This is a genomic window from Corynebacterium uterequi, assembly GCF_001021065.1.
In the GTDB taxonomy this organism is placed as follows: domain Bacteria; phylum Actinomycetota; class Actinomycetes; order Mycobacteriales; family Mycobacteriaceae; genus Corynebacterium; species Corynebacterium uterequi.
In genome coordinates, this window is the sequence record NZ_CP011546.1 from 1,000,353 (window position 1) to 1,018,395 (window position 18,043).

Here is an 18,043-nt window from a genome sequence, read left to right on the forward strand (position 1 = left end):
CCGCAACATGAAACTTGCTGTCATTGGCGGCGACGGCATCGGCCCCGAGGTCACCGCTGAGGCGCTGAAGGTCCTGCGCGCCGTTCGAGACGACATCGAGGTCACCGAGTTCGACCTCGGTGCCCAGCGTTACCTCGCCACGGGCGACCTGCTCACCGACGAGGATCTGGCCGCGCTCAAGGAGCACGACGCCATCCTGCTCGGCGCCGTCGGGCTGCCCGGCGCTGTCCCCCCTGGAGTGCTCGAGCGAGAACTGCTGCTCAAGCTGCGCTTCAGCCTTGACCACCACGTCAACCTGCGCCCCAGCAAGCTGTACCCACGGGCACACTCGCCGCTGAAGAATCCGGGGGAGATCGACTTCGTCGTCGTCCGCGAGGGCACCGAAGGGCTGTACGCCGGCAACGGCGGCTCCCTGCGCGCCGGGACTCCGCACGAGGTGGCCAGTGAGGTGTCGCAGAACACCCGCTTCGGCGCCGAACGAGTGGTGCGTGATGCCTTCGAGCGCGCCATGTCCCGGCGCAAGCACCTCACGCTTGTGCACAAAAAGAACGTGCTGGTCCACGCCGGCGACCTGTGGCAGCGCACCGTCGACGAGGTAGCTGCCGATTACCCCGAGGTCACCGTTGACTACAACCACATCGATGCAGCCACGATCTACATGGTGACCGACCCGTCGCGCTACGATGTCATCGTCACCGACAACCTCTTCGGCGATATCCTCACGGACCTCGCGGGCGCGGTCACCGGAGGCATCGGACTGGCTGCCTCGGGCAACATCGACGCCACGCGCACCAACCCGTCCATGTTTGAGCCAGTTCATGGCTCGGCGCCGGACATCGCCGGCCAGGGCATCGCCGATCCGACGGCCGCCATCCTTTCCGCGGCACTGCTGCTGCGCCACCTGGGCGACGATGATAACGCCGAACGCATCGAGACCGCCGTGGCCGAGCACGTCGCCCAGCGGGGGGAGGGGCCCCTCAACACCGTGGAGATTGGCGACCAAATCGCGGCCATGCTGGCACCGGCTCTGTAACCTGTAGAGCATTATGAAGCTCACACGAATTGTTGCCCTGGCGACCGCCGCGTCGCTCGGCCTTACTCTGGCATCCTGTTCCGACGCCCCGAGCGGCGGCTCCGCGCTCAAGACCTCTGGGCCGGAGGCGATCGCCGACGGCGACAATTCCGGCCTGGCAGTCTCCCAGCGCTTGTTTGACAGCGCCGACACCATCGTCGTCGCCGCCGCGGACCCTGCCGCCCAGCGCGCCGCCGCGGAGCAGGCGATCGCCGACGGCGCCCCGATGCTCGTGGCCACCGGCAGCAACGGCGCACAGATCGTCGAGGAAGCCACCCGCCTGGGGGCGAAAACCATCAAGACGGCGGGTTCCGTCGCCGGCCTGGAGGGAACCGACGCGACAATCGAGCAGATCGAGGTTCCGGCCTACACGCCGGCAACACACCAGCCCGTGCTCGACCCCGGCCCCATCGACGCCCACACGGCCATCGACCTGGAGACCTCTCCCAACCCGGAGGATAACGAGTCGGCGAGCCCGGAGGCGCAGCTGACCACGGATATCGCTGCCCTGGAATCGGACGCGAAGGACTCCATGCCGCCGTTCTTCGCCACAGCCGGCACCGCCGCCGCCTCGGTGGCCACCGCGAAGGCCGCCGGCGCCGACGTTCAACTGCTGAGCTACCCGGATCCCCGCGTGACCTCCGAGTCGATGAAGCTCGCCGCCGAAGGCGACACCATTGCACTCGGTGACGAATTCGGTGACACCGCCCGCTACGCCGCGGCCGTGGACATGGCGGACAACGGCGAACTCCCGGGCGGTGGCGGACTCGTATTCCCCGGCCGGCGCATGATCGCCTACTACGGTCATCCCTCCGGCGACGCCCTCGGGGTCATGGGCAGCCTGCCGCCGGCCGAGGCCGCCCAGGCGGTCAGCGACTTGGCCGCCGAATACCAGCAGTATGAGACGCAGCCCGTCATTCCCGCCTTCGAGGTCATCGTGACGGTGGCGTCGGAGTTCCCCGGCGAAGACGGCGACTACTCCAACTCCGTGCCCACGGACTTCGCGATGGAAGACTACGTCGCCTATATCGACGCCATCACCGAAGCCGGCGGCTACGCGGTCATCGACCTGCAGCCGGGCCGGGCGTCGCTGCTGCAGCAGGCCCAGCTGCATGAGGAGCTCCTCAAGCGGCCGAACGTCGGCCTAGCGTTGGACCCGGAGTGGAAGCTCGGTCCCGACGAGTTGCCGATGACCAACATCGGCCACGTCGAGGCCGCCGAGGTCAATGAGGTGGCCGACTGGCTGGCCCAGTTCACGCGGGAGAACAACCTGCCGCAGAAGGCGCTGGTGCTGCACCAGTTCCAGTGGCAGATGATCCGCGACCGCGAGCAGGTCAACACCGACCACCCGGAGCTCGCCTTCGTCCTGCACGCCGACGGCCACGGCTCCCCGGACCTGAAGTTCGAAACCTGGAACGTCCTGCAGGACGGCCTAGAGGGTGAGTGGTTCATGGCGTGGAAGAACTTCATCGACGAAGACACCCCCACCTTCACCCCGGAGGAGACCTTCAACTGGGTGGATCCGCGCCCCTGGTTCGTGTCCTACCAGTAGCCGAACCCGCGACCGGCCGCCGGGGGTAGCGCGGCGGCCGGTTACCATGTCTCCATGCGCTTTGCTCGAATTGCTGCCCCCGAGGGGCTGACCTTCGCCGTCGTCGACGGCGACGACGTGAAACAGATCGCCGGCACCCCGTTCACCGAGCCGGACTATACGGGCCGCTCGTGGGAGCTCTCGCAGGTGCGCCTACTTGCGCCGACGCTGCCGTCGAAGGTCATCATCGTTGACCATAACCGCGCCGACGGCGGCTCGCTGCCCGGGGTTATGACCCTGAAGCCGGCAACGGCCGTGGTGGGACCCGGGATGCCCATCAAGATCCCCGACTTCGCCACCGACGTCGAATGCTCAGGGGGGCTGGCGCTCGTTATCGGCCGACCCTGCAAGAATGTCAAGGCGCAGGACTGGAAAACAGTGGTTAGGGGCGCGACCATCGGCAACGACGTCACCTCCCGCGACCTGCTAGCCGTTGATGGCGACGCCACCCGCGCCAAGGGCAGTGACACGTTCTGCCCGCTTGGACCGTGGATCGACACGGACCTTAGTGCCCTCGGCCTCGACGATGCGCAGGTCACACTCCGACGCACCCGCGACGGCGCTACCACCGCTGCAACCGCCACGCCGCTCGGTGCGGACTTCGGCCAGATCATCGAGTATGTCACTGCGTCCATGACGCTGCTTCCCGGCGATGTGGTGTGCGTTGGCTCGTCGGCGGGTGCCACATCGGTTGAGCCGGGGGACACGGTGACGGTGGAGATTCCCGGCCTTGGCACCCTGACCAACCCGGTGCAGAAGGGTTAGCTGGGTAGCGGGGCCTCGAAATCAAACTTTTAAAGTTTGATAGCGCAACGGGGCCCATTAGGGCCAAACTTTTAAAGATCCAGAGAACGCAGGATGGTACGCAGCTTTGCTGAGGTTTCAGCGAGCTCCTCGTCCGCATCCGAGTCTGCGACGATGCCCCCGCCCGCCCAGGCGCGCGCACTCCGGCCGTCCCCGGCAACCTCTGCGCAGCGGATGGCCACCATGTACTCGCCGTCGCCGGTGTTGTCGCACCAGCCCACGGCGCCGGCATAGAAGGAGCGGTCGCTCTCGGCGGTTTGGATGAGGGCCTCTGCGGCGTCAGTCGGGGTGCCGCACACCGCCGGTGTGGGGTAGATGCGCAGCGCCAGTTCCAGCGCAGTGGTCGCCGGGTTCGCCAGCTCGCCGACAATCGGGGTCGCCAGGTGCCACATCTCGTTCGTCTTCGTCAGCTCTGGAACTGCCGGGGCGTCGAGCCGGGAGCACAGCGGCCCCAGCGCCGCACGCAGGTGTTCCACGACGTACTGGTGCTCGGAGAGATCCTTGGCTGACTCGGCGAGGAGATAACCGGCCTCGGCGTCGCGAGCGGGGTCCTCGTGACGCGGAGCGGAGCCGGCCAGGGGATAGGCGGAGATGACGCTTCCGTGGCGGCGGACCAGCACTTCCGGGGAGGATCCGACGAGCATGTGGCCGTCAAGACCCGCAGGGGTGAGATCGGCGATAAAGCCATCGCGGTTGTTCGAGCGGTCAATGAGCCGTGCCGCGACGAGCAGAGGGTCCACCGGCGGGTCGAAGGCGATGTTCACCGCCCGCGCGAGCACAACTTTGTCGAGCTTGGAGTTGCGGATCGTTTCAATGGCCGCCTCGATGCGTCGAAGATGCTCGTGTTCGGCGGGGTCCACGTGCTCGATGCGCGCACTCAGCCGGGCGCCCGGTCCGAAGCGATAGTAGGAGTGCGGTTCCAGCGGGCCGGATTCGCGGATGATCTTCTTCGGCACCGTTAGTGCGGCCGGTGCTGAACGCTCGAAGGGCAGCGCCCCGACCACCATGGGGACATCGCCGTCGTGCAGTGCATCCGCGGCCGCCCACGGGTCGGTGAAAGTCTTGCGCGCACCTTGGGTGCGAACCGATCCGTGTGCCCGGGAGAGCAAGAAGTCCGGGGCGGTGGTAGGGCGACGAGCAGACATGGGAATCCACTTTAGTTCCTGGATCGATAACTGCCGACTTTCCCCTGCACGCAGCGTGCCGACCGGTGCCGTCTACTATAAGGACCATGACTCACAGCGATGTACGCGTACGATTCTGCCCTTCCCCGACTGGTACCCCGCACGTCGGGATGGTGCGCACGGCTCTCTTCAACTGGGGCTACGCTCGCCACACTGGCGGCCAGCTCATTTTCCGCATCGAGGATACCGACGCTGCCCGGGACTCCGAGGACTCGTATCAGGCGATCATCGACTCGCTGACCTGGCTGGGGCTCGACTGGGATGAAGGCGTGGTGACGGGCGGACCGCACGAGCCCTACCGCCAGTCGCAGCGGATGGACATCTACGCGGACGTGCTCACCAAGCTCATCGACGCCGGGGAGGTCTATCCCGCCTACTCCACCGCGGAGGAGGTCTCCCAGCGTCACCGCGACGCCGGTCGTGACCCGCAGCTGGGATATGACAACTTCGACCGGGACCTCACCCAGGAGCAGATCGACGCCTACGAGGCCGAGGGCCGCAAGCCCGTGTGGCGCCTGCGGATGCCGGATAAGGTCTGGCGCTGGCACGACCTGGTTCGCGGGGACATGGAGATTCGTCCCGAGACCCAGCCGGATTACGTCGTGGCCCGCTCCACCGGCGCGCCGCTGTACACGCTGGTCAATCCCGTCGACGACTGCCTGATGGGCATCACCCACGTCCTGCGCGGCGAGGACCTGCTGTCCTCCACGCCCCGGCAGATCGCGCTCTACGAGGCCCTTCAGCGCATCGGTATCGCTACCTTCACTCCGCAGTTCGGCCACCTGCCCTTCGTCATGGGTGAGGGCAACAAGAAGCTGTCCAAGCGCGACCCGGAGTCGAACCTCTTCAACCACCGCGACGCCGGGATCATCCCCGAAGGCATGCTCAACTATCTGGCGCTGCTGGGGTGGTCGCTTTCTTCCGACCAGGACATCTTCGGCGTCGACGAGTTCATCGCCGCCTTTGACGTGAAGGACGTCCTCGGTAATCCGGCGCGCTTCGACGAGAAGAAGCTGCTGGCCATCAACGCCGACCACATTCGGTTGCTGGAGCCGACGGATTTCCGCCACCGCCTGCGCGACTACTTCACCGACTACACCGACTTCCCCGTGGACTACCCGGAGGAGAAGTTCGCCCTAGCCGCCGAGCTCGTCCAGACTCGCATCAAGACCCTCGGCGACGCCTACGGTTTGCTGAAGTTCCTGGTCACCGAGGATGAGGAGCTGAAGCTCAACGACAAGGCCGCCCGCAAGAACCTCAAGGAAGACGCGGTTCAGCCGCTCGATGAGGCCATTGCCGCTTTGGAGGCTCTGCGCGACTGGCGGACCGCGGACATCGAGAAGGCCCTGTCCGAGGCGCTCATCGAGCGCCTGGAGCTCAAGCCCCGTAAGGCCTACGGAGCCCTGCGGGTGGCCATTTCCGGCGAGCAGGTCTCCCCGCCGCTGTTTGAGTCCATGGAGTTGCTCGGTCGCGAATCCACCCTGGCGCGCCTGAGGGCTGCCCGGGAGCTCACCCCCTGGGTGGCCTAGAGCCAGCCGTTGTCCCGGGCGGTCGAGGCCGCCTCGAAGCGGTTCGCACTGTTGGTCTTGGCGATGATGGCGGAGAAGTGGTTGCGGACCGTGCCCTGGGTGAGGTGAAGACTGTGGGCAATATCCGCCGTCGACGCGCCCGCTAGGACTAAACGGCAAATGATCTCTTCGCGGGGGCTGAGCGGTGAATCCGGGGTGAACAGGGACTCCTCTGCGACCGTCGGGTCGATGACCCGCAAGCCCCGCGCGACTCGCCGAATGGCCTCCGCGAGCTGGTCAGGAGGCGTGTCTTTGACGACGAAACCGGTGGCCCCGGACGCCAACGCCCGACGGAGATAACCCGGGCGACCAAAGGTCGTGACGATGATGGTGGCAGTTGTCAGTCCTGCCGCCGTTAGTGCCGCGCAGGCGGCGATGCCGTCGACATCGGGCATCTCGATGTCGAGTAGGGCGACGTCGACGAGGTGGGTACGAGCGAGCTCGACTACGTCGGCGCCGGTGCCGGTTTGGGCAACGACCACCATGTCCTTCTCCGTGCCGAGGAGGGCCGCGAGGGCACCGCGGACGAGTGCTTGATCGTCGGCGATGAGGATCCTGATGGGTGGGTCAGCGGTCGGCACGGTCAACCTCCATGGGGACGGCGTCGCGAGTGAGGGTGACGAGGATGCGCGCCCCGCCTAGCTCGCTGGTGGATAGGTGCAGCGCCCCGCCAGCGTCGTGCACGCGCCGGGCCAGCCCGCCCAAGCCGCTGGGTAGCGCGAGTGGGTCGAGGAGTATCGAGGGCGGGAAACCGACGCCGTCGTCGTCGATCTGCAGCTTGTGGGTGGAGCATTGAACAACGACTCGGGCGGCCGCGGAGTGGCGCAGGATGTTCGTCGTCGCCTCCTTAAGAACCCAGGTGAAGAGTTGGGCGTTGCCGCCGGAGACGGCGCCGACACTGTCAGCATCGGGCAGGTCTGCGGAGATCCCGGCAGTGCTCAGGCCGCGGGCAGCGGCTTCGACCTCGCCGGCAAAATCCGGGCTACGCATCCGCGTGACCGTCGACCGAGCCTCTGCCAAAGCGGTGCGCGACAGCGACGCAATGTGGTCAATCTCGCGGCGAGCGGCATCGGGATCGACGGCGACCAGCCGGGAGGCGAGCTCAGCCTTGAGATTCATAACGGTGAGGGTGTGCCCCAACAGATCGTGAATGTCCCGGGCTATGGTCTCGCGCTCGCGGACGAGTTGAAGCTCCTCGCGGGCGTGGCGGGTAGTCTCCTCCAACCGGGAAAAGACGCTGAGCAGCCAGACGAAAGCCGGCCAGAACACCAGGACGATGAAGTAACTGAGCAGGTAGCGGTCATCAAAAGCCCAGGCTGCTGCGAAGACACCCTCGGCCGTCACGGCGACAAGAATACCGCCGGTCCGGTTAGAGAAGCCGAAGGCGAGGTGACTGGCTACGAAGGGGAAGTAAACGATAGACCACTGGTGCAGGAGTGGAATCGCGCTGAGCGCCGAGGCGCTGAGCACAAAAATGGTCAGCACCTGTCGATGCCGCTCCGGCCACCCGCGAGGATAATAATCCGCCGAGCCCACGATGAACCAGAAGAGCGCACCGAAGGCCGCGGCGTGGACGAGGATCGCCACCCGGTGAGGCCAGGCGTTGGCGGGGTTGGCAATGGTCGGGGTCACGGCCGCGATGAGGAAGACCAACCACACCGAGTTGCTCAGCGCAGCGCGGTGATCGAAGCCGCGGAAGGGGCGGCTGAAGGCGCCGCTAAGCGGCGAGGCGGACATGGGGCCTCCTTTCGCTGCTGTGGTCAATGCTAGGCGCGGGCCTTCTCCCTGCGGCTAAGAAGCACAAAGGCGGCGATAAAGATCACAGCCCAGACGATGGTGCTAATCACCGCCGCTGTGAGATCCGAACGGCTCGTGGGCTCGGAATCATGCAGGACAGGCATGTCTTGAAGAATCGGGTGCCGGGCGAGCAGGCTTGGCCCCCACAGCGGGGTGAGGCGTGCGAGGCTCAACCAGCTATCGGGGATCGGGACGAAAAGGTTGCCGGCGAAGGCCAAGAAAGCGACACTAGAGCTCACCACGCCGACGGTGGACGGCCGTGGGGCCAGCGCAGAGGCGGCCATCCCGAGGAAGCCGAAAGGAACGGAGCACACACAGCAGATGAGGTAGGTCACCGCCCAGTGCCGAGCAGGCATCTCAACGCCGGTGGCCGCTCCAGCGAGAAACACCGCCGTGATCGGCAGGATAACCCGGTGCGCGGCGCTGACCACCTCGGTGATGAGGATCTGTGAAGCACTAAGCGGCGTCAACGCCAATTGGCGTCCCCAACCGGTGAGGCGGTCAACCACCTCCAGGGCGCCGCCGGAGACCACTGAGGTGACGCCGCCGTAGAGGGCCATTCCCACCATGAGATAGGCGGCCAGATTCCCGCCGGGTAGCTCAAGGTCGGTCCCGTCGTTGGCGGCGGAGATGAAGAAGTAGAACAACACCGGCAAGCCGATGCTGAAGAAGAGTGTTCCGTAGTCGCTGAGGATGCGGCGCTGGCAGTAGCCGCAGTAGGCCAGAGTCCGGCGAAAGGCACTGCGCTCGGCGGTGAGTGCGGGGGTGGGAGTGGTCATGGGTTTAAGCCTTCCTGCTGGTGAGGGTGAAAAAGACGTCGTCGAGCCCGGCGGTGGCTATGCGCAGGCGTCGCGCCGGGGTGGTTGTGAGCAGAGTGCGGGCCACCGAGTCGGCATCCGTGCAGGTCACCGATATCTCTTCGCCGGCCCGGCGGAGATCCGACACTCCCGGAAGGAGGGCAATCTCGGCGTCGAAGGTGGGCGGGATGTCCGCGTCCAGCACGCTGTGGTTCGTCAACCGCTGGATCTCGGCAACGGGGCCGTCGGCGATGATGCGGCCTTCGGCGAGCAGAACGACGCGCTGGGCGTAGTGCTCCGCCTCCTCTAGGTAGTGGGTGCTGAAGATCACCGTCGTGCCGTGGCGTGCCTCCTCGCTCAGGGCGCCCCAGAATTGACGGCGTTTGACCGGGTCCATGCCGGCCGTAGGCTCGTCGAGAACGATGATCTGTGGTGCCCCCAGCGTCGCCAGGGCGAAGCGGAGGCGCTGCTGTTCACCGCCGGAGCAGCGGGCAATCTTTCGCCGGCGCAGGTCTGTCAGCCCGTGGCGATGAAGGTGCTCTTCCACCGGCCGGTGCCGTGGATAGGTGGCGGCGACGAGGCGGAGGGTGTTGTCGACGGTGAGCTCGCCGAGCAGGCCACCGGTCTGAAGGACCGCGCCGATGAGCGCGTCGTTGATCGCCTCCGCTGGGCTACGCCCGAGGACCGTCACCGTCCCGGAGGTGGGGCGGGTGAGTCCGAGAATCATGTCGATGGCGGTGGACTTTCCAGCGCCGTTCGGTCCGAGGACCGCGACGATCTCGCCGCGCTCGATGGTCAGGGTGACGTCGTCGACGGCGTTGAGGACGCCGGATTCGGCGGTGGCGGAGCGGAACTGTTTGGTCAATCCGGTCAGCGCGATGGCAGGTGTGGAGCTCATACCTTGAGCTAACCGCCTCATCACGGGGGAGACCCATGGCGAGGATCACGGGTTCCCGATGACATTTGTCAGGGCGGAGAAAGCTCCCAAAAGGCGGCGTACGCTGCGGACTTGTGGCCGTTACGCGGTTGTGGTTATAGTATTCCTCGTTCACAGCGCGGGTGACCGCCTGGAGAGAACAATGGCCTATGGTGTAATTGGCAACACTACGGTTTCTGGTACCGTCATTCTAGGTTCGAGTCCTGGTAGGCCAGCTGCGGAGTTTTCTTCGCTGCGCCCCGTTCGTCTAGCGGCCTAGGACGTCGGCCTCTCACGCCGGTAACACGGGTTCAAATCCCGTACGGGGTACGAATAAGACGAGGCAGTCACTCTTCCCGAGTGGCTGCCTCGTTTTCTTATGTCCGCCGCTTAGTAGACTTTGTTGCCATGAGCAGTTTTCTTCAGGCACTGGCAGACGGCACGCCCATCACCCTTGACGGCGGCCTCGGGACCCACCTCGCCGCTCGCGGAAACGACGTCACCGGCCAGCTGTGGTCAGCCGCCATCCTGCGCTCCAACCCGGACGAGGTCCGGGCAGCTCACGCGGATTTCTTCGCTGCTGGCGCTGACGTCGCAACGACGTGCTCGTATCAGGTGACCTTCGACGCCGTGGGCGAGGAGGCCGAGGAGTTGTTGCGTCGCAGCGTCGCCCTCGCCGCGCAAGCGCGAACCCGGCCAGGCCAGTGGATCGCCGCCTCGATCGGGCCCTACGGCGCGGGACCAGGTGCGGGTACGGAGTACGACGGCGCCTACGGCCTCAGCGTCGCCGAGCTGGCCGCCTGGCACCGACGGCGCATCGAGGTCCTTTCCGACACGGAGGCCGACGTGCTCTGGGCCGAGACCGTGCCGAGCATTCTGGAAGTGCAGGCACTTGTCGCCGAGCTGGGCCGCGTGCCGAAGCCGGCGGTGCTCTCCGTCACGGTCGACAGCGCCGGGATGCGTGACGGCACTTCGTTAACGGATCTGGCGGAGGTGGTCTCGACAGCGTCGAACCTGGTGGCCGTGGGGGTCAATTGCAGCAGTGCGGAGGACGCTTTGGCGGCAGTACGTCAGTTGGACCGCGTGCTCGACCTGCCGCTGGCCGCCTACCCGAACAGCGGTGAAGTGTGGGACCACGAGGCGCGGTCGTGGCACCGAGCTGACGATGACGCCCGCGGGTTGCTGGAGTGCGCAGGGGAGCTGCGATCCGCTGGAGTGCGGCTGCTTGGCGGCTGCTGCCGGGTTACGCCTCGGGAGATCGCCGTCCTCGCCGGTCAATCGTGACGTAGTGCACGCCCCAGCACACCAGCACGAAGGGGATACCGAAGTAAAGCGCGGCGACCTGGTTGGGATCGAAGGCGACGGCGACGAGCGAGAGGGAACACGCCACGAGGGCGACGATGGGCACCACCGGGTAGCCGGGGGTGGAGTAGCTCAACGTGGTGGGATCGATCGTGGCTCGCAGCCTCATCTGAGAGACGATAATGACCATCCACACAGCCACGACCGCGAAGCCAGCGATGGACACCAGCGCCAGATACACGGCTCCGGGGGAGACCACGCTGGACACGAGGGCGATGAGGCCGCCGGCCAGCGAGACCGAGAGCGCAAGCAGGGGCACGCCCTGGGCAGTGGTACGACCGAAGGCGGCGGGCAGCTGCCCAGCCCGGGCCATCGAGTACATGAGCCGAGAGCAGGCGTAGAGGCCGCTATTGCCGGCCGAGAGCAGGGCGACGATGATGACCACCGCCATGATGTCGCCGGCGTAGGGGATGCCGACCAGGTCGAAAACGAGCACGAAGGGGCTGTTTTCGACGGATTCGTCGCCACCAATTTCCTTCAGGCGGTCAAAGGGGATGAGTGCCGCGATGACGAAGATAGCGCCGACGAAGAACACCACCAGACGCAGTAGCGTCGCCTTGAGCGCTCGGGGAATGGTGGTGTGGGGATCGCGAGTCTCCCCAGCGGCGATGGCAATGAGCTCGGTGCCGGAGAACGCGTAGAACACCGCGAGGATGGTGATGAACACTCCGGAGGCGCCGGTGGGGAAGAGACCGTCGTCCGTGACAAAGTTACTCAGGCCGGTAGCCTCCCGAGGGCCGAGGCCGGCGATGGCCGCGAAGCCGACGACGATGAGCACAACGATGGCGGCGACCTTGATGAGAGACAGCCAGAACTCCGTTTCGCCGAAGCCGCGGACGCTCACCGCGTTAATGGCGAAGAGAACGCCGGCAAACACGAGGCAAAACACCCACACCTCGACGTCGGGGAACCAGCGCTGCATGAGCAGCCCGGAGGCGGTCAGCTCCGATCCGAGGGCGGCAACCCAGCACAGCCAGTACAGCCACGCAGTGGTGAAGCCGGCGGCCGGGCTGATGGCGCGGTAGGCGTAGACGTGGAAGCCGCCGGATTCGGGGTATTGCACGGCCAGCTCCCCGAGGCACGCCATCACCATCCAGGCGATGAGCGCGCCGACGAGGTAGGCGATAACTGTGCCTAGGGGACCCGCTTGGGTGATCGTGTAACCGGAACTGATGAAGAGCCCGGAGCCGATCACGCCGCCGAGGGCGAGCATCACCAGGTGTCGCGCGCCGAGGCTACGGTGAACGTCGGTGTGGGAAGTATCGGAGGTCATGCCGAGATACTCTAGGCTATCTGTGCGCTCTCACCAGCTGATTTGCGGCGCGGCGCGGTGTTGTTTTAATATTCTTCGAGTCCGCAGCGAGAGCGAATACGGACAGTCTACAGATAAGCTGTAGGTGGTTCTTGCCCCGTTCGTCTAGCGGCCTAGGACGTCGGCCTCTCACGCCGGTAACACGGGTTCAAATCCCGTACGGGGTACAAAGTATAAACGCCCGCTTCCTCCGAAATAGAGGGAGTGGGCGTTTCTCTACCCCATACCAGTCTTCTCTTGTGGGGTGTCGTCCTGCGCTTTTGCGGGATTCGAGGGGAAGACCAGTGGTCGCTTACGGCAGTCACTTTTCTGGGAAAAGATCGGCGTATAGGCTCGGTGTTAACGAAAGAAATGATGCAAAGCCTGATCATTTCGGACGTTGTTACAAGAACTTGATAAAGCCTACCGCGTCTAGGGCCTAGGCCGGGTGCCATAGCGGCACTGCCGCAATCCTCGACGCGGTCTCGAAGACCGTGGCCGTCGCGTCGGATATCGCCCTCGGGCTCCACTGTGAAACCGCGGACGTTATTACGGGTGAGCACTAACCCGGATAACGATACGTTCGCCGATTGTCCGGATGGACAGCCGACGTGACGGTCTCTGGCTCTAAGCCCCGGCCGGCGCCTGCCCGGCCGGGGCTTAGGTGGTTCCTGGGGTGGCGACGACGCCTAGATAATGCTCGAAAGGTGGGCGGCGGCGTCGAGAAGTCGGTTGCCCCAACGCCCGATGGGGCTGGGGCGCAGCCGATCGGCCGGCCCGGAGATGGACAGGACGGCGACGACCGCTCCGGTGGAATCGCGAACCGGGGCGGAGAGACTGGCGAGTCCGGGTTCGCGTTCCGCGACCGACTCGGCAATATCGTTGCGGCGAACCTCCTCGATGTCTTCGGCGGTGAAGGCGGCGCGGGTGAGGATGTCGTCGACGATGTCGTCTTCGGTGAAAGCGAGGACAACCTTGGCCGCCGATCCGTGGGTGAGTGGGAGGCGGGATCCGACGGGCACGGTATTGCGCAACCCGGTGGGTGGCTCCGCGGCGGCTACGCAGGTGCGCGACTGGCCGGTCTGTTGGTATAGCTGGACGGATTCGCCGGTGATCTCTACGAGTTCCTGCATGGTCGGTTTGGCGGCGTCGATGAGCGAGCTGCCGAGGATGCCGAAGCCAGTGCCGAGCTGCCACCACCCTTCCGGGGTGCGGGAGAGGAGCTCGTGAACTTCCAGGGCGCTGGCCAGCCGGTGGACGGTGGCCCGGGGAAGGTCGGTGGCGTCGCAGAGCTGGGCGAGGCTCAGCGGTCCTTGGGCGCAGGCGTGCATAATGGCGACGGCCCGGTCGAGAACCTTAATCCCGGATTCTGCGCTATACTGTCTCATACTGCGGATCATATCATCCCAACGCATGGGATGGAGGTCCGGGCGTACACGCCATTAGACCAAGACCAGAACAGGGAAACGAACATGACGACTGAGAAGACCAGGCTCACGCTCGCCGAAAAGGTGTGGCGTGACCATGTCATCGCCGCCGGAGAGAACGGGCAACCCGATCTCATCTATATCGACTTCCAGCTCCTGCACGAGGTTACCAGCCCCCAGGCCTTCGACGGCCTCCGGCTGGCCGGACGCAGCATGCGTCGTCCCGACCTGCACCTGGCCACCGAAGACCACAACGTTCCCACCGAAGGCATCGCCACCGGATCGTTGCTGGAGATCAAGGAGCAGACTTCTCGCACCCAGGTTGAAACCCTGCGTAAGAACTGCGCCGAATTCGGTGTTCGCCTGCACTCCATGGGCGACGAACAACAGGGCATCGTCCACCAGGTAGGCCCGCAGCTCGGCATCACCCAGCCGGGCATGACCATTGTTTGCGGCGACTCACACACCTCCACCCACGGCGCGTTTGGCGCCATGGCGTTCGGCATCGGCACCTCCGAGGTGGAGCACGTCATGGCCACCCAGACGCTGTCGCTCAAACCCTTCAAGACCATGGCCGTCGAGATCACCGGCACGCTGCGTGAGGACGTCACAGCCAAGGACATCATCCTCGCGGTCATCGCCAAGATCGGCACCGGAGGTGGGCAGGGCCACGTCATCGAGTATCGAGGCGAGGCGATCGAGAAGCTGTCGATGGATGCCCGCATGACCATCTGCAACATGTCCATCGAGGCCGGCGCCCGCGCCGGGATGATCGCGCCGGACCAGACTACGTTCGACTACATCGCCGGCCGGGAGTTCGCCCCCAAGGGCGCGGACTTCGACGCCGCGGTGGCCTATTGGAAGACGCTGCCCACGGACGAAGGCGCCGAATTCGACACCGTCGTCACCCTCGACGCCGACGAGCTCACCCCCTTCGTCACCTGGGGAACTAATCCGGGGCAGGGCGTCGCCCTCGGCGCGACCGTGCCGGACCCGGAATCCTTCGGAGATGAATCCGCGAAGGCAGCCGCCGAGAAGGCCCTGGCCTACATGGACCTCACACCGGGCACCCCCATGCGTGACATCGCCATTGACACCGTCTTCCTCGGCTCCTGTACCAACGCACGCATCGAGGACCTGCGCGCCGCGGCTGAAGTAGTCAAGGGCCGCAGTATCGCCGAGGGCACCCGCATGCTCGTGGTCCCCAGTTCGACGATGGTCAAGCAGCAGGCCGAGCGGGAAGGTCTGGACAAGATCTTCACCGACTTCGGAGCGCAGTGGCGCACCGCCGGCTGCTCCATGTGCCTGGGCATGAACCCCGACCAACTTGCGCCGGGGGAGCGCTCTGCGTCGACGTCGAACCGTAACTTCGAAGGCCGGCAGGGCCCTGGCGGGCGCACCCACCTGGTCAGCCCGCTGGTGGCTGCCGCCACCGCCGTCGCTGGTCATCTCGCCGCCCCGCAGGACCTCTAGGAAGTAGGAAACACAACCATGGAGAAATTCACCACCCACACCGGCGTCGGCGTCCCGCTGCGGGCCTCGAATGTCGACACTGACCAGATCATCCCCGCGGTGTTCCTCAAGCGCGTCTCCCGGACCGGCTTCGATGACGGCCTCTTCGCCAACTGGCGCCGAAGCGAATCCTTCGTCCTCAATCAGGACGCGTTCAAGGACGGATCCGTGCTCTTCGCCGGGCCGGACTTCGGAACCGGGTCCTCCCGCGAGCACGCCGTGTGGGCCCTCATGGACTACGGATTCAAGGTGGTCCTGTCTCCCCGGTTCGCGGATATTTTCCGCGGCAACGCCGGCAAGGCAGGGCTGGTGGCCGGGATCCTGCCCGAGTCCGACGTCGAGCTCATCTGGAAGCAGCTGGAGGCCAACCCCGGTATGGCCGTCACCGTGTCCCTGGCGGATAAGACGGTCCAGGTCGGTGAGAGCCTCTACCGCTTTGAGATTGACGACTACACCCAGTGGCGGCTCATGGAGGGCCTCGACGACATCGGTCTGACCCTGCGCAAGGACGCCGACATCGCCGCCTTTGAGCAGGCACGGCCCACGTTCAAGCCGGCCGTGAAGCGCTAGCTTCCTGCTAGACCACCGGTAGCGGCGACGCGAGATAATCCGCGCCGGTGAGCTGCTCGTTGTTGAACGACAGCACCCACACGCTGGCCTTCTTCGCGGTGATCTCATCGATGGGCAGCCGGCCGTTCTCGGACAGCCAGGCGATCATCCCGGGAATGGTGTCTCCTTGGGAGCAGATCACGGACACGCCGCCCTCCGCGACGACGTCGGTGAAGGCCTGCTTGGCGGCGTCGGTGTCCTCCAACCAGGACTCGTCGCCGAAGTCGGCGTCGACGGTCACCGTCATCCCCAGCTCGTCGGCGAGCGGGGCGAGGGTGGTCTGGCATCGGTCAGGCAGCGCGGAGTACAACCGCTGCGGCTTGAACGCCTCCAGCAGAGGCACGAGCATCTCTGCCTGGCGGCGGCCCTTCTTGTCCAGCGGGCGCAGATTATCGTCTCCGGTGAAGGAACCCCGCTCGTGCGCCCGGGCGTGCCGAACGTAGAGGACCCGGGAGGTGGCCGGCAGTCGGAATCGCTTCTCCGCCTTGCGCAGCACCTGCCGATCCACCTCGTAGCTGAGCAACTCCACGGCCTCGTCGATGGGTAGCCAGCGCAGCTCGTCGACCTCGTCGTTGGGGGTAAACGTGCCGCCGAGCACCCGGCCGGTCCAGTAGTACACGACCTTCGTGCGGTCGCCGACGGGGTACATCACCTTGCCGAGCAGCTTGCCGAGGACAACCTCGTACCCGGTCTCCTCGGAGATTTCGCGGATCGCGGTGGACACGATGGACTCGGCCGGGTCCACCTTGCCCTTGGCGAGCGACCAGTCGTCGTAGTGAGGACGGTGGATAACGCCGACCTCGACGGTGGAAAGATCCGCAAGATCACCGCGCCACAGCACCGCTCCCGCGGCGAGGGTGGGTCGACGCACCCCGTCTGCCGGGTCGCGTGGAATCTTCTGGAGCCTGCCCGTCATTGCCAACGTGTTGCCTCGATCCTTGTCCACCTCGTGCGGCGTGCGGGACTTCTTCTTGGCCATGGCGCTCCTTGTGCGAACTGCTCGACGGTTTCGTTCGGGTTATCTCGAACGATACCGGCTGTCACTACACTGATCGTCGAACACTCCGGTGAAGACGCGAAAGGTTGGTCGCTAGAGATGGTGAACGTAGCAGTGATGGGCGCGGGCTCGTGGGGGACCACCTTGGCTAAGGTATTCGCCGACGCCGGCAATTCGGTGAGCCTGTGGGCCCGGCGCGACGACCTCGCCGACACCATCACCCACACCCATGAAAACCCCCGCTACTTGCCCGGGATCGCGCTGCCGGCGGCGTTGCGGGCATCCACGGACACTGCGGCGGTGCTAGGCGACGCGGACATCGTCGTCCTGGCGGTGCCGAGCCAGACCGTGCGCGACAATCTTGCCTCGTGGCGGTCGCAGATTCCCGCCGAGGCCACCATCGTTTCCATCGCCAAGGGTGTGGAAAAGGCCACCCTGCTCCGCATGAGCCAGGTCATCGAGGAGGTCACCGGTGTGGGCGCTGAACGCATCGTCGTCCTCTCGGGCCCGAACCTCGCGCGGGAGATCGCCGCGGAGCAGCCGGCCGCCACCGTCATGGCCTGCGTGGACGTCGAGCGCGCGCGGTGCGTGCAGCACGCGGCCGCTACCTCCTATTTGCGGCCGTACACGAACACCGACGTCGTGGGCGTCGAACTTGGCGGAGCGTGCAAGAACGTCATCGCCCTCGCCTGCGGCATGGCCTCCGGCATGGGATTGGGCGATAACACCCTGGCTAGCGTCATTACCCGAGGCCTGGCGGAGATAACCCGGCTTGGGGTGGCACTGGGCGCGGACCCGCGCACTTTTGCCGGTCTCGCCGGCTTGGGTGATCTGGTGGCGACGTGCATGTCCCCGCTCTCGCGTAATCGGAGCTTTGGTGCTCGCCTCGGCGCCGGCGCGAGCCTTAAGGAGGCGGCTCAGGCCACGAACGGGCAGGTGGCGGAGGGCGTGATCTCGTCGAAGTCGATCGCCCTGCTCGCCGCGGAACACGGCGTGGATATGCCGATCACTCGCGAGGTGGTGGCCGTGTGTCATGAGGGCGTCGGCGTCGACGAAGCTATCGCCCGGCTCATGGGGCGCACCAAAAAAGCGGAGTAGCCCGGGTAGCATAACGAT

Annotated in this window: 16 protein-coding genes and 3 tRNA genes; 11 read left to right on the forward strand and 8 right to left on the reverse strand. The window is 65.7% G+C overall.

The window, feature by feature from the left end; genetic code table 11:
* Positions 1-7 precede the first annotated feature (7 nt).
* Genes CUTER_RS04675 through CUTER_RS04685 form a run of 3 tightly spaced genes read left to right on the forward strand, consistent with a single transcriptional unit; the run spans position 8 to position 3,428 of the window.
* Positions 8-1,033: a 3-isopropylmalate dehydrogenase gene (locus CUTER_RS04675; RefSeq protein WP_047259445.1), complete on the forward strand. Its 1,026-nt coding sequence runs from the start codon at positions 8-10 to the stop codon at positions 1,031-1,033.
* Between the two features lie 13 nt (positions 1,034-1,046).
* Positions 1,047-2,624 carry a hypothetical protein gene (locus CUTER_RS04680; protein WP_047259446.1) on the forward strand — a complete coding sequence of 526 codons (1,578 nt, stop codon included), beginning with the start codon at positions 1,047-1,049 and terminating at the stop codon, positions 2,622-2,624.
* Positions 2,625-2,678: 54 nt separating this feature from the next.
* Positions 2,679-3,428: a fumarylacetoacetate hydrolase family protein gene (locus CUTER_RS04685; protein WP_047259447.1), complete on the forward strand. Its 750-nt coding sequence runs from the start codon at positions 2,679-2,681 to the stop codon at positions 3,426-3,428.
* 71 nt (positions 3,429-3,499) lie between these two features.
* Here CUTER_RS04685 and CUTER_RS04690 read toward each other — a convergent pair whose 3' ends face one another.
* A complete protein-coding gene (locus CUTER_RS04690) occupies positions 3,500-4,612 on the reverse strand; it encodes an isochorismate synthase (RefSeq protein ID WP_047259448.1) in 1,113 nt (370 codons plus the stop codon).
* An 86-nt stretch (positions 4,613-4,698) separates the two neighbouring features.
* Here CUTER_RS04690 and gltX point away from each other — a divergent pair, with 86 nt between their 5' ends.
* Entirely contained in the window at positions 4,699-6,180 is a 1,482-nt protein-coding gene (gene gltX, locus CUTER_RS04695; RefSeq protein ID WP_082121269.1) for a glutamate--tRNA ligase, read from the forward strand.
* Here gltX and CUTER_RS04700 read toward each other — a convergent pair.
* Genes CUTER_RS04700 through CUTER_RS04715 form a run of 4 tightly spaced genes read right to left on the reverse strand, consistent with a single transcriptional unit; the run spans position 6,177 to position 9,711 of the window.
* On the reverse strand, positions 6,177-6,800 hold the full coding sequence (locus CUTER_RS04700) for a response regulator transcription factor (protein WP_047259450.1): 624 nt from the start codon (positions 6,798-6,800) through the stop codon (positions 6,177-6,179). The two genes, gltX and CUTER_RS04700, sit on opposite strands and share 4 nt — an antisense overlap.
* Entirely contained in the window at positions 6,787-7,956 is a 1,170-nt protein-coding gene (locus tag CUTER_RS04705; protein ID WP_047259451.1) for a sensor histidine kinase, read from the reverse strand. Before CUTER_RS04705 ends, CUTER_RS04700 begins: the two co-directional genes overlap by 14 nt.
* Positions 7,957-7,985: 29 nt before the next feature.
* Positions 7,986-8,795 carry an ABC transporter permease gene (locus CUTER_RS04710; RefSeq protein ID WP_047259452.1) on the reverse strand — a complete coding sequence of 270 codons (810 nt, stop codon included), beginning with the start codon at positions 8,793-8,795 and terminating at the stop codon, positions 7,986-7,988.
* Between the two features lie 4 nt (positions 8,796-8,799).
* Positions 8,800-9,711: an ABC transporter ATP-binding protein gene (locus tag CUTER_RS04715; protein ID WP_047259453.1), complete on the reverse strand. Its 912-nt coding sequence runs from the start codon at positions 9,709-9,711 to the stop codon at positions 8,800-8,802.
* A 182-nt stretch (positions 9,712-9,893) separates the two neighbouring features.
* On the opposite strand from CUTER_RS04715, the gene CUTER_RS04720 reads away from it, so the two are divergent.
* The 3 genes from CUTER_RS04720 (at position 9,894) to mmuM (ending at position 11,013) form a co-directional block, all read left to right on the forward strand.
* Positions 9,894-9,965 (forward strand) — tRNA-Gln (locus tag CUTER_RS04720).
* A 21-nt stretch (positions 9,966-9,986) separates the two neighbouring features.
* A tRNA-Glu gene (locus CUTER_RS04725) sits at positions 9,987-10,059 on the forward strand.
* Between the two features lie 78 nt (positions 10,060-10,137).
* Positions 10,138-11,013, forward strand: coding sequence for a homocysteine S-methyltransferase (gene mmuM, locus CUTER_RS04730; RefSeq protein ID WP_047259454.1), 876 nt, complete (start codon positions 10,138-10,140; stop codon positions 11,011-11,013).
* Here mmuM and CUTER_RS04735 read toward each other — a convergent pair.
* The gene (locus CUTER_RS04735) at positions 10,973-12,364 is read right to left on the reverse strand and encodes an amino acid permease (protein ID WP_047259455.1); all 1,392 of its coding nucleotides are present in this window, start codon (positions 12,362-12,364) and stop codon (positions 10,973-10,975) included. The two genes, mmuM and CUTER_RS04735, sit on opposite strands and share 41 nt — an antisense overlap.
* Positions 12,365-12,497: 133 nt before the next feature.
* Between CUTER_RS04735 and CUTER_RS04740 the strand changes: the two genes are divergently transcribed.
* Positions 12,498-12,570 (forward strand) — tRNA-Glu (locus CUTER_RS04740).
* Between the two features lie 501 nt (positions 12,571-13,071).
* On the opposite strand, the gene CUTER_RS04745 is transcribed toward CUTER_RS04740, so the two are convergent.
* Complete coding sequence (locus CUTER_RS04745) at positions 13,072-13,770, reverse strand: IclR family transcriptional regulator (protein WP_144412259.1); 699 nt, start codon at positions 13,768-13,770, stop codon at positions 13,072-13,074.
* A gap of 84 nt (positions 13,771-13,854) precedes the next feature.
* On the opposite strand from CUTER_RS04745, the gene leuC reads away from it, so the two are divergent.
* Both leuC and leuD read left to right on the forward strand, forming a co-directional pair.
* Positions 13,855-15,282, forward strand: coding sequence for a 3-isopropylmalate dehydratase large subunit (gene leuC, locus CUTER_RS04750; RefSeq protein ID WP_047259457.1), 1,428 nt, complete (start codon positions 13,855-13,857; stop codon positions 15,280-15,282).
* 18 nt (positions 15,283-15,300) lie between these two features.
* Positions 15,301-15,891 (forward strand): 3-isopropylmalate dehydratase small subunit, encoded by a 591-nt coding sequence (gene leuD / locus CUTER_RS04755; protein ID WP_047259458.1) that lies wholly within the window; start codon positions 15,301-15,303, stop codon positions 15,889-15,891.
* Between the two features lie 7 nt (positions 15,892-15,898).
* Here the strand turns inward: leuD and CUTER_RS04760 are convergent, their stop codons facing one another.
* Complete coding sequence (locus CUTER_RS04760; RefSeq protein WP_047259459.1) at positions 15,899-16,909, reverse strand: NUDIX hydrolase; 1,011 nt, start codon at positions 16,907-16,909, stop codon at positions 15,899-15,901.
* A 117-nt stretch (positions 16,910-17,026) separates the two neighbouring features.
* Here CUTER_RS04760 and CUTER_RS04765 point away from each other — a divergent pair, with 117 nt between their 5' ends.
* Positions 17,027-18,025 carry an NAD(P)H-dependent glycerol-3-phosphate dehydrogenase gene (locus CUTER_RS04765; protein ID WP_047259460.1) on the forward strand — a complete coding sequence of 333 codons (999 nt, stop codon included), beginning with the start codon at positions 17,027-17,029 and terminating at the stop codon, positions 18,023-18,025.
* Positions 18,026-18,043: the final 18 nt, after the last annotated feature.

Excerpts from the sequence above, each read along its gene's own strand:
- CUTER_RS04685 (WP_047259447.1), top strand. The coding sequence starts at position 2,679 with ATGCGCTTTGCTCGAATTGCTGCCCCCGAGGGGCTGACCTTCGCCGTC.
- leuD (WP_047259458.1), top strand. The coding sequence starts at position 15,301 with ATGGAGAAATTCACCACCCACACCGGCGTCGGCGTCCCGCTGCGGGCC.
- CUTER_RS04690 (WP_047259448.1), bottom strand. The coding sequence starts at position 4,612 with ATGTCTGCTCGTCGCCCTACCACCGCCCCGGACTTCTTGCTCTCCCGG.
- CUTER_RS04760 (WP_047259459.1), bottom strand. The coding sequence starts at position 16,909 with ATGGCCAAGAAGAAGTCCCGCACGCCGCACGAGGTGGACAAGGATCGA.
- CUTER_RS04765 (WP_047259460.1), top strand. The coding sequence starts at position 17,027 with ATGGTGAACGTAGCAGTGATGGGCGCGGGCTCGTGGGGGACCACCTTG.
- CUTER_RS04735 (WP_047259455.1), bottom strand. The coding sequence starts at position 12,364 with ATGACCTCCGATACTTCCCACACCGACGTTCACCGTAGCCTCGGCGCG.
- CUTER_RS04705 (WP_047259451.1), bottom strand. The coding sequence starts at position 7,956 with ATGTCCGCCTCGCCGCTTAGCGGCGCCTTCAGCCGCCCCTTCCGCGGC.
- CUTER_RS04680 (WP_047259446.1), top strand. The coding sequence starts at position 1,047 with ATGAAGCTCACACGAATTGTTGCCCTGGCGACCGCCGCGTCGCTCGGC.
- CUTER_RS04675 (WP_047259445.1), top strand. The coding sequence starts at position 8 with ATGAAACTTGCTGTCATTGGCGGCGACGGCATCGGCCCCGAGGTCACC.
- CUTER_RS04745 (WP_144412259.1), bottom strand. The coding sequence starts at position 13,770 with ATGAGACAGTATAGCGCAGAATCCGGGATTAAGGTTCTCGACCGGGCC.
- CUTER_RS04710 (WP_047259452.1), bottom strand. The coding sequence starts at position 8,795 with ATGACCACTCCCACCCCCGCACTCACCGCCGAGCGCAGTGCCTTTCGC.
- CUTER_RS04715 (WP_047259453.1), bottom strand. The coding sequence starts at position 9,711 with ATGAGCTCCACACCTGCCATCGCGCTGACCGGATTGACCAAACAGTTC.
- leuC (WP_047259457.1), top strand. The coding sequence starts at position 13,855 with ATGACGACTGAGAAGACCAGGCTCACGCTCGCCGAAAAGGTGTGGCGT.
- mmuM (WP_047259454.1), top strand. The coding sequence starts at position 10,138 with ATGAGCAGTTTTCTTCAGGCACTGGCAGACGGCACGCCCATCACCCTT.
- gltX (WP_082121269.1), top strand. The coding sequence starts at position 4,699 with ATGACTCACAGCGATGTACGCGTACGATTCTGCCCTTCCCCGACTGGT.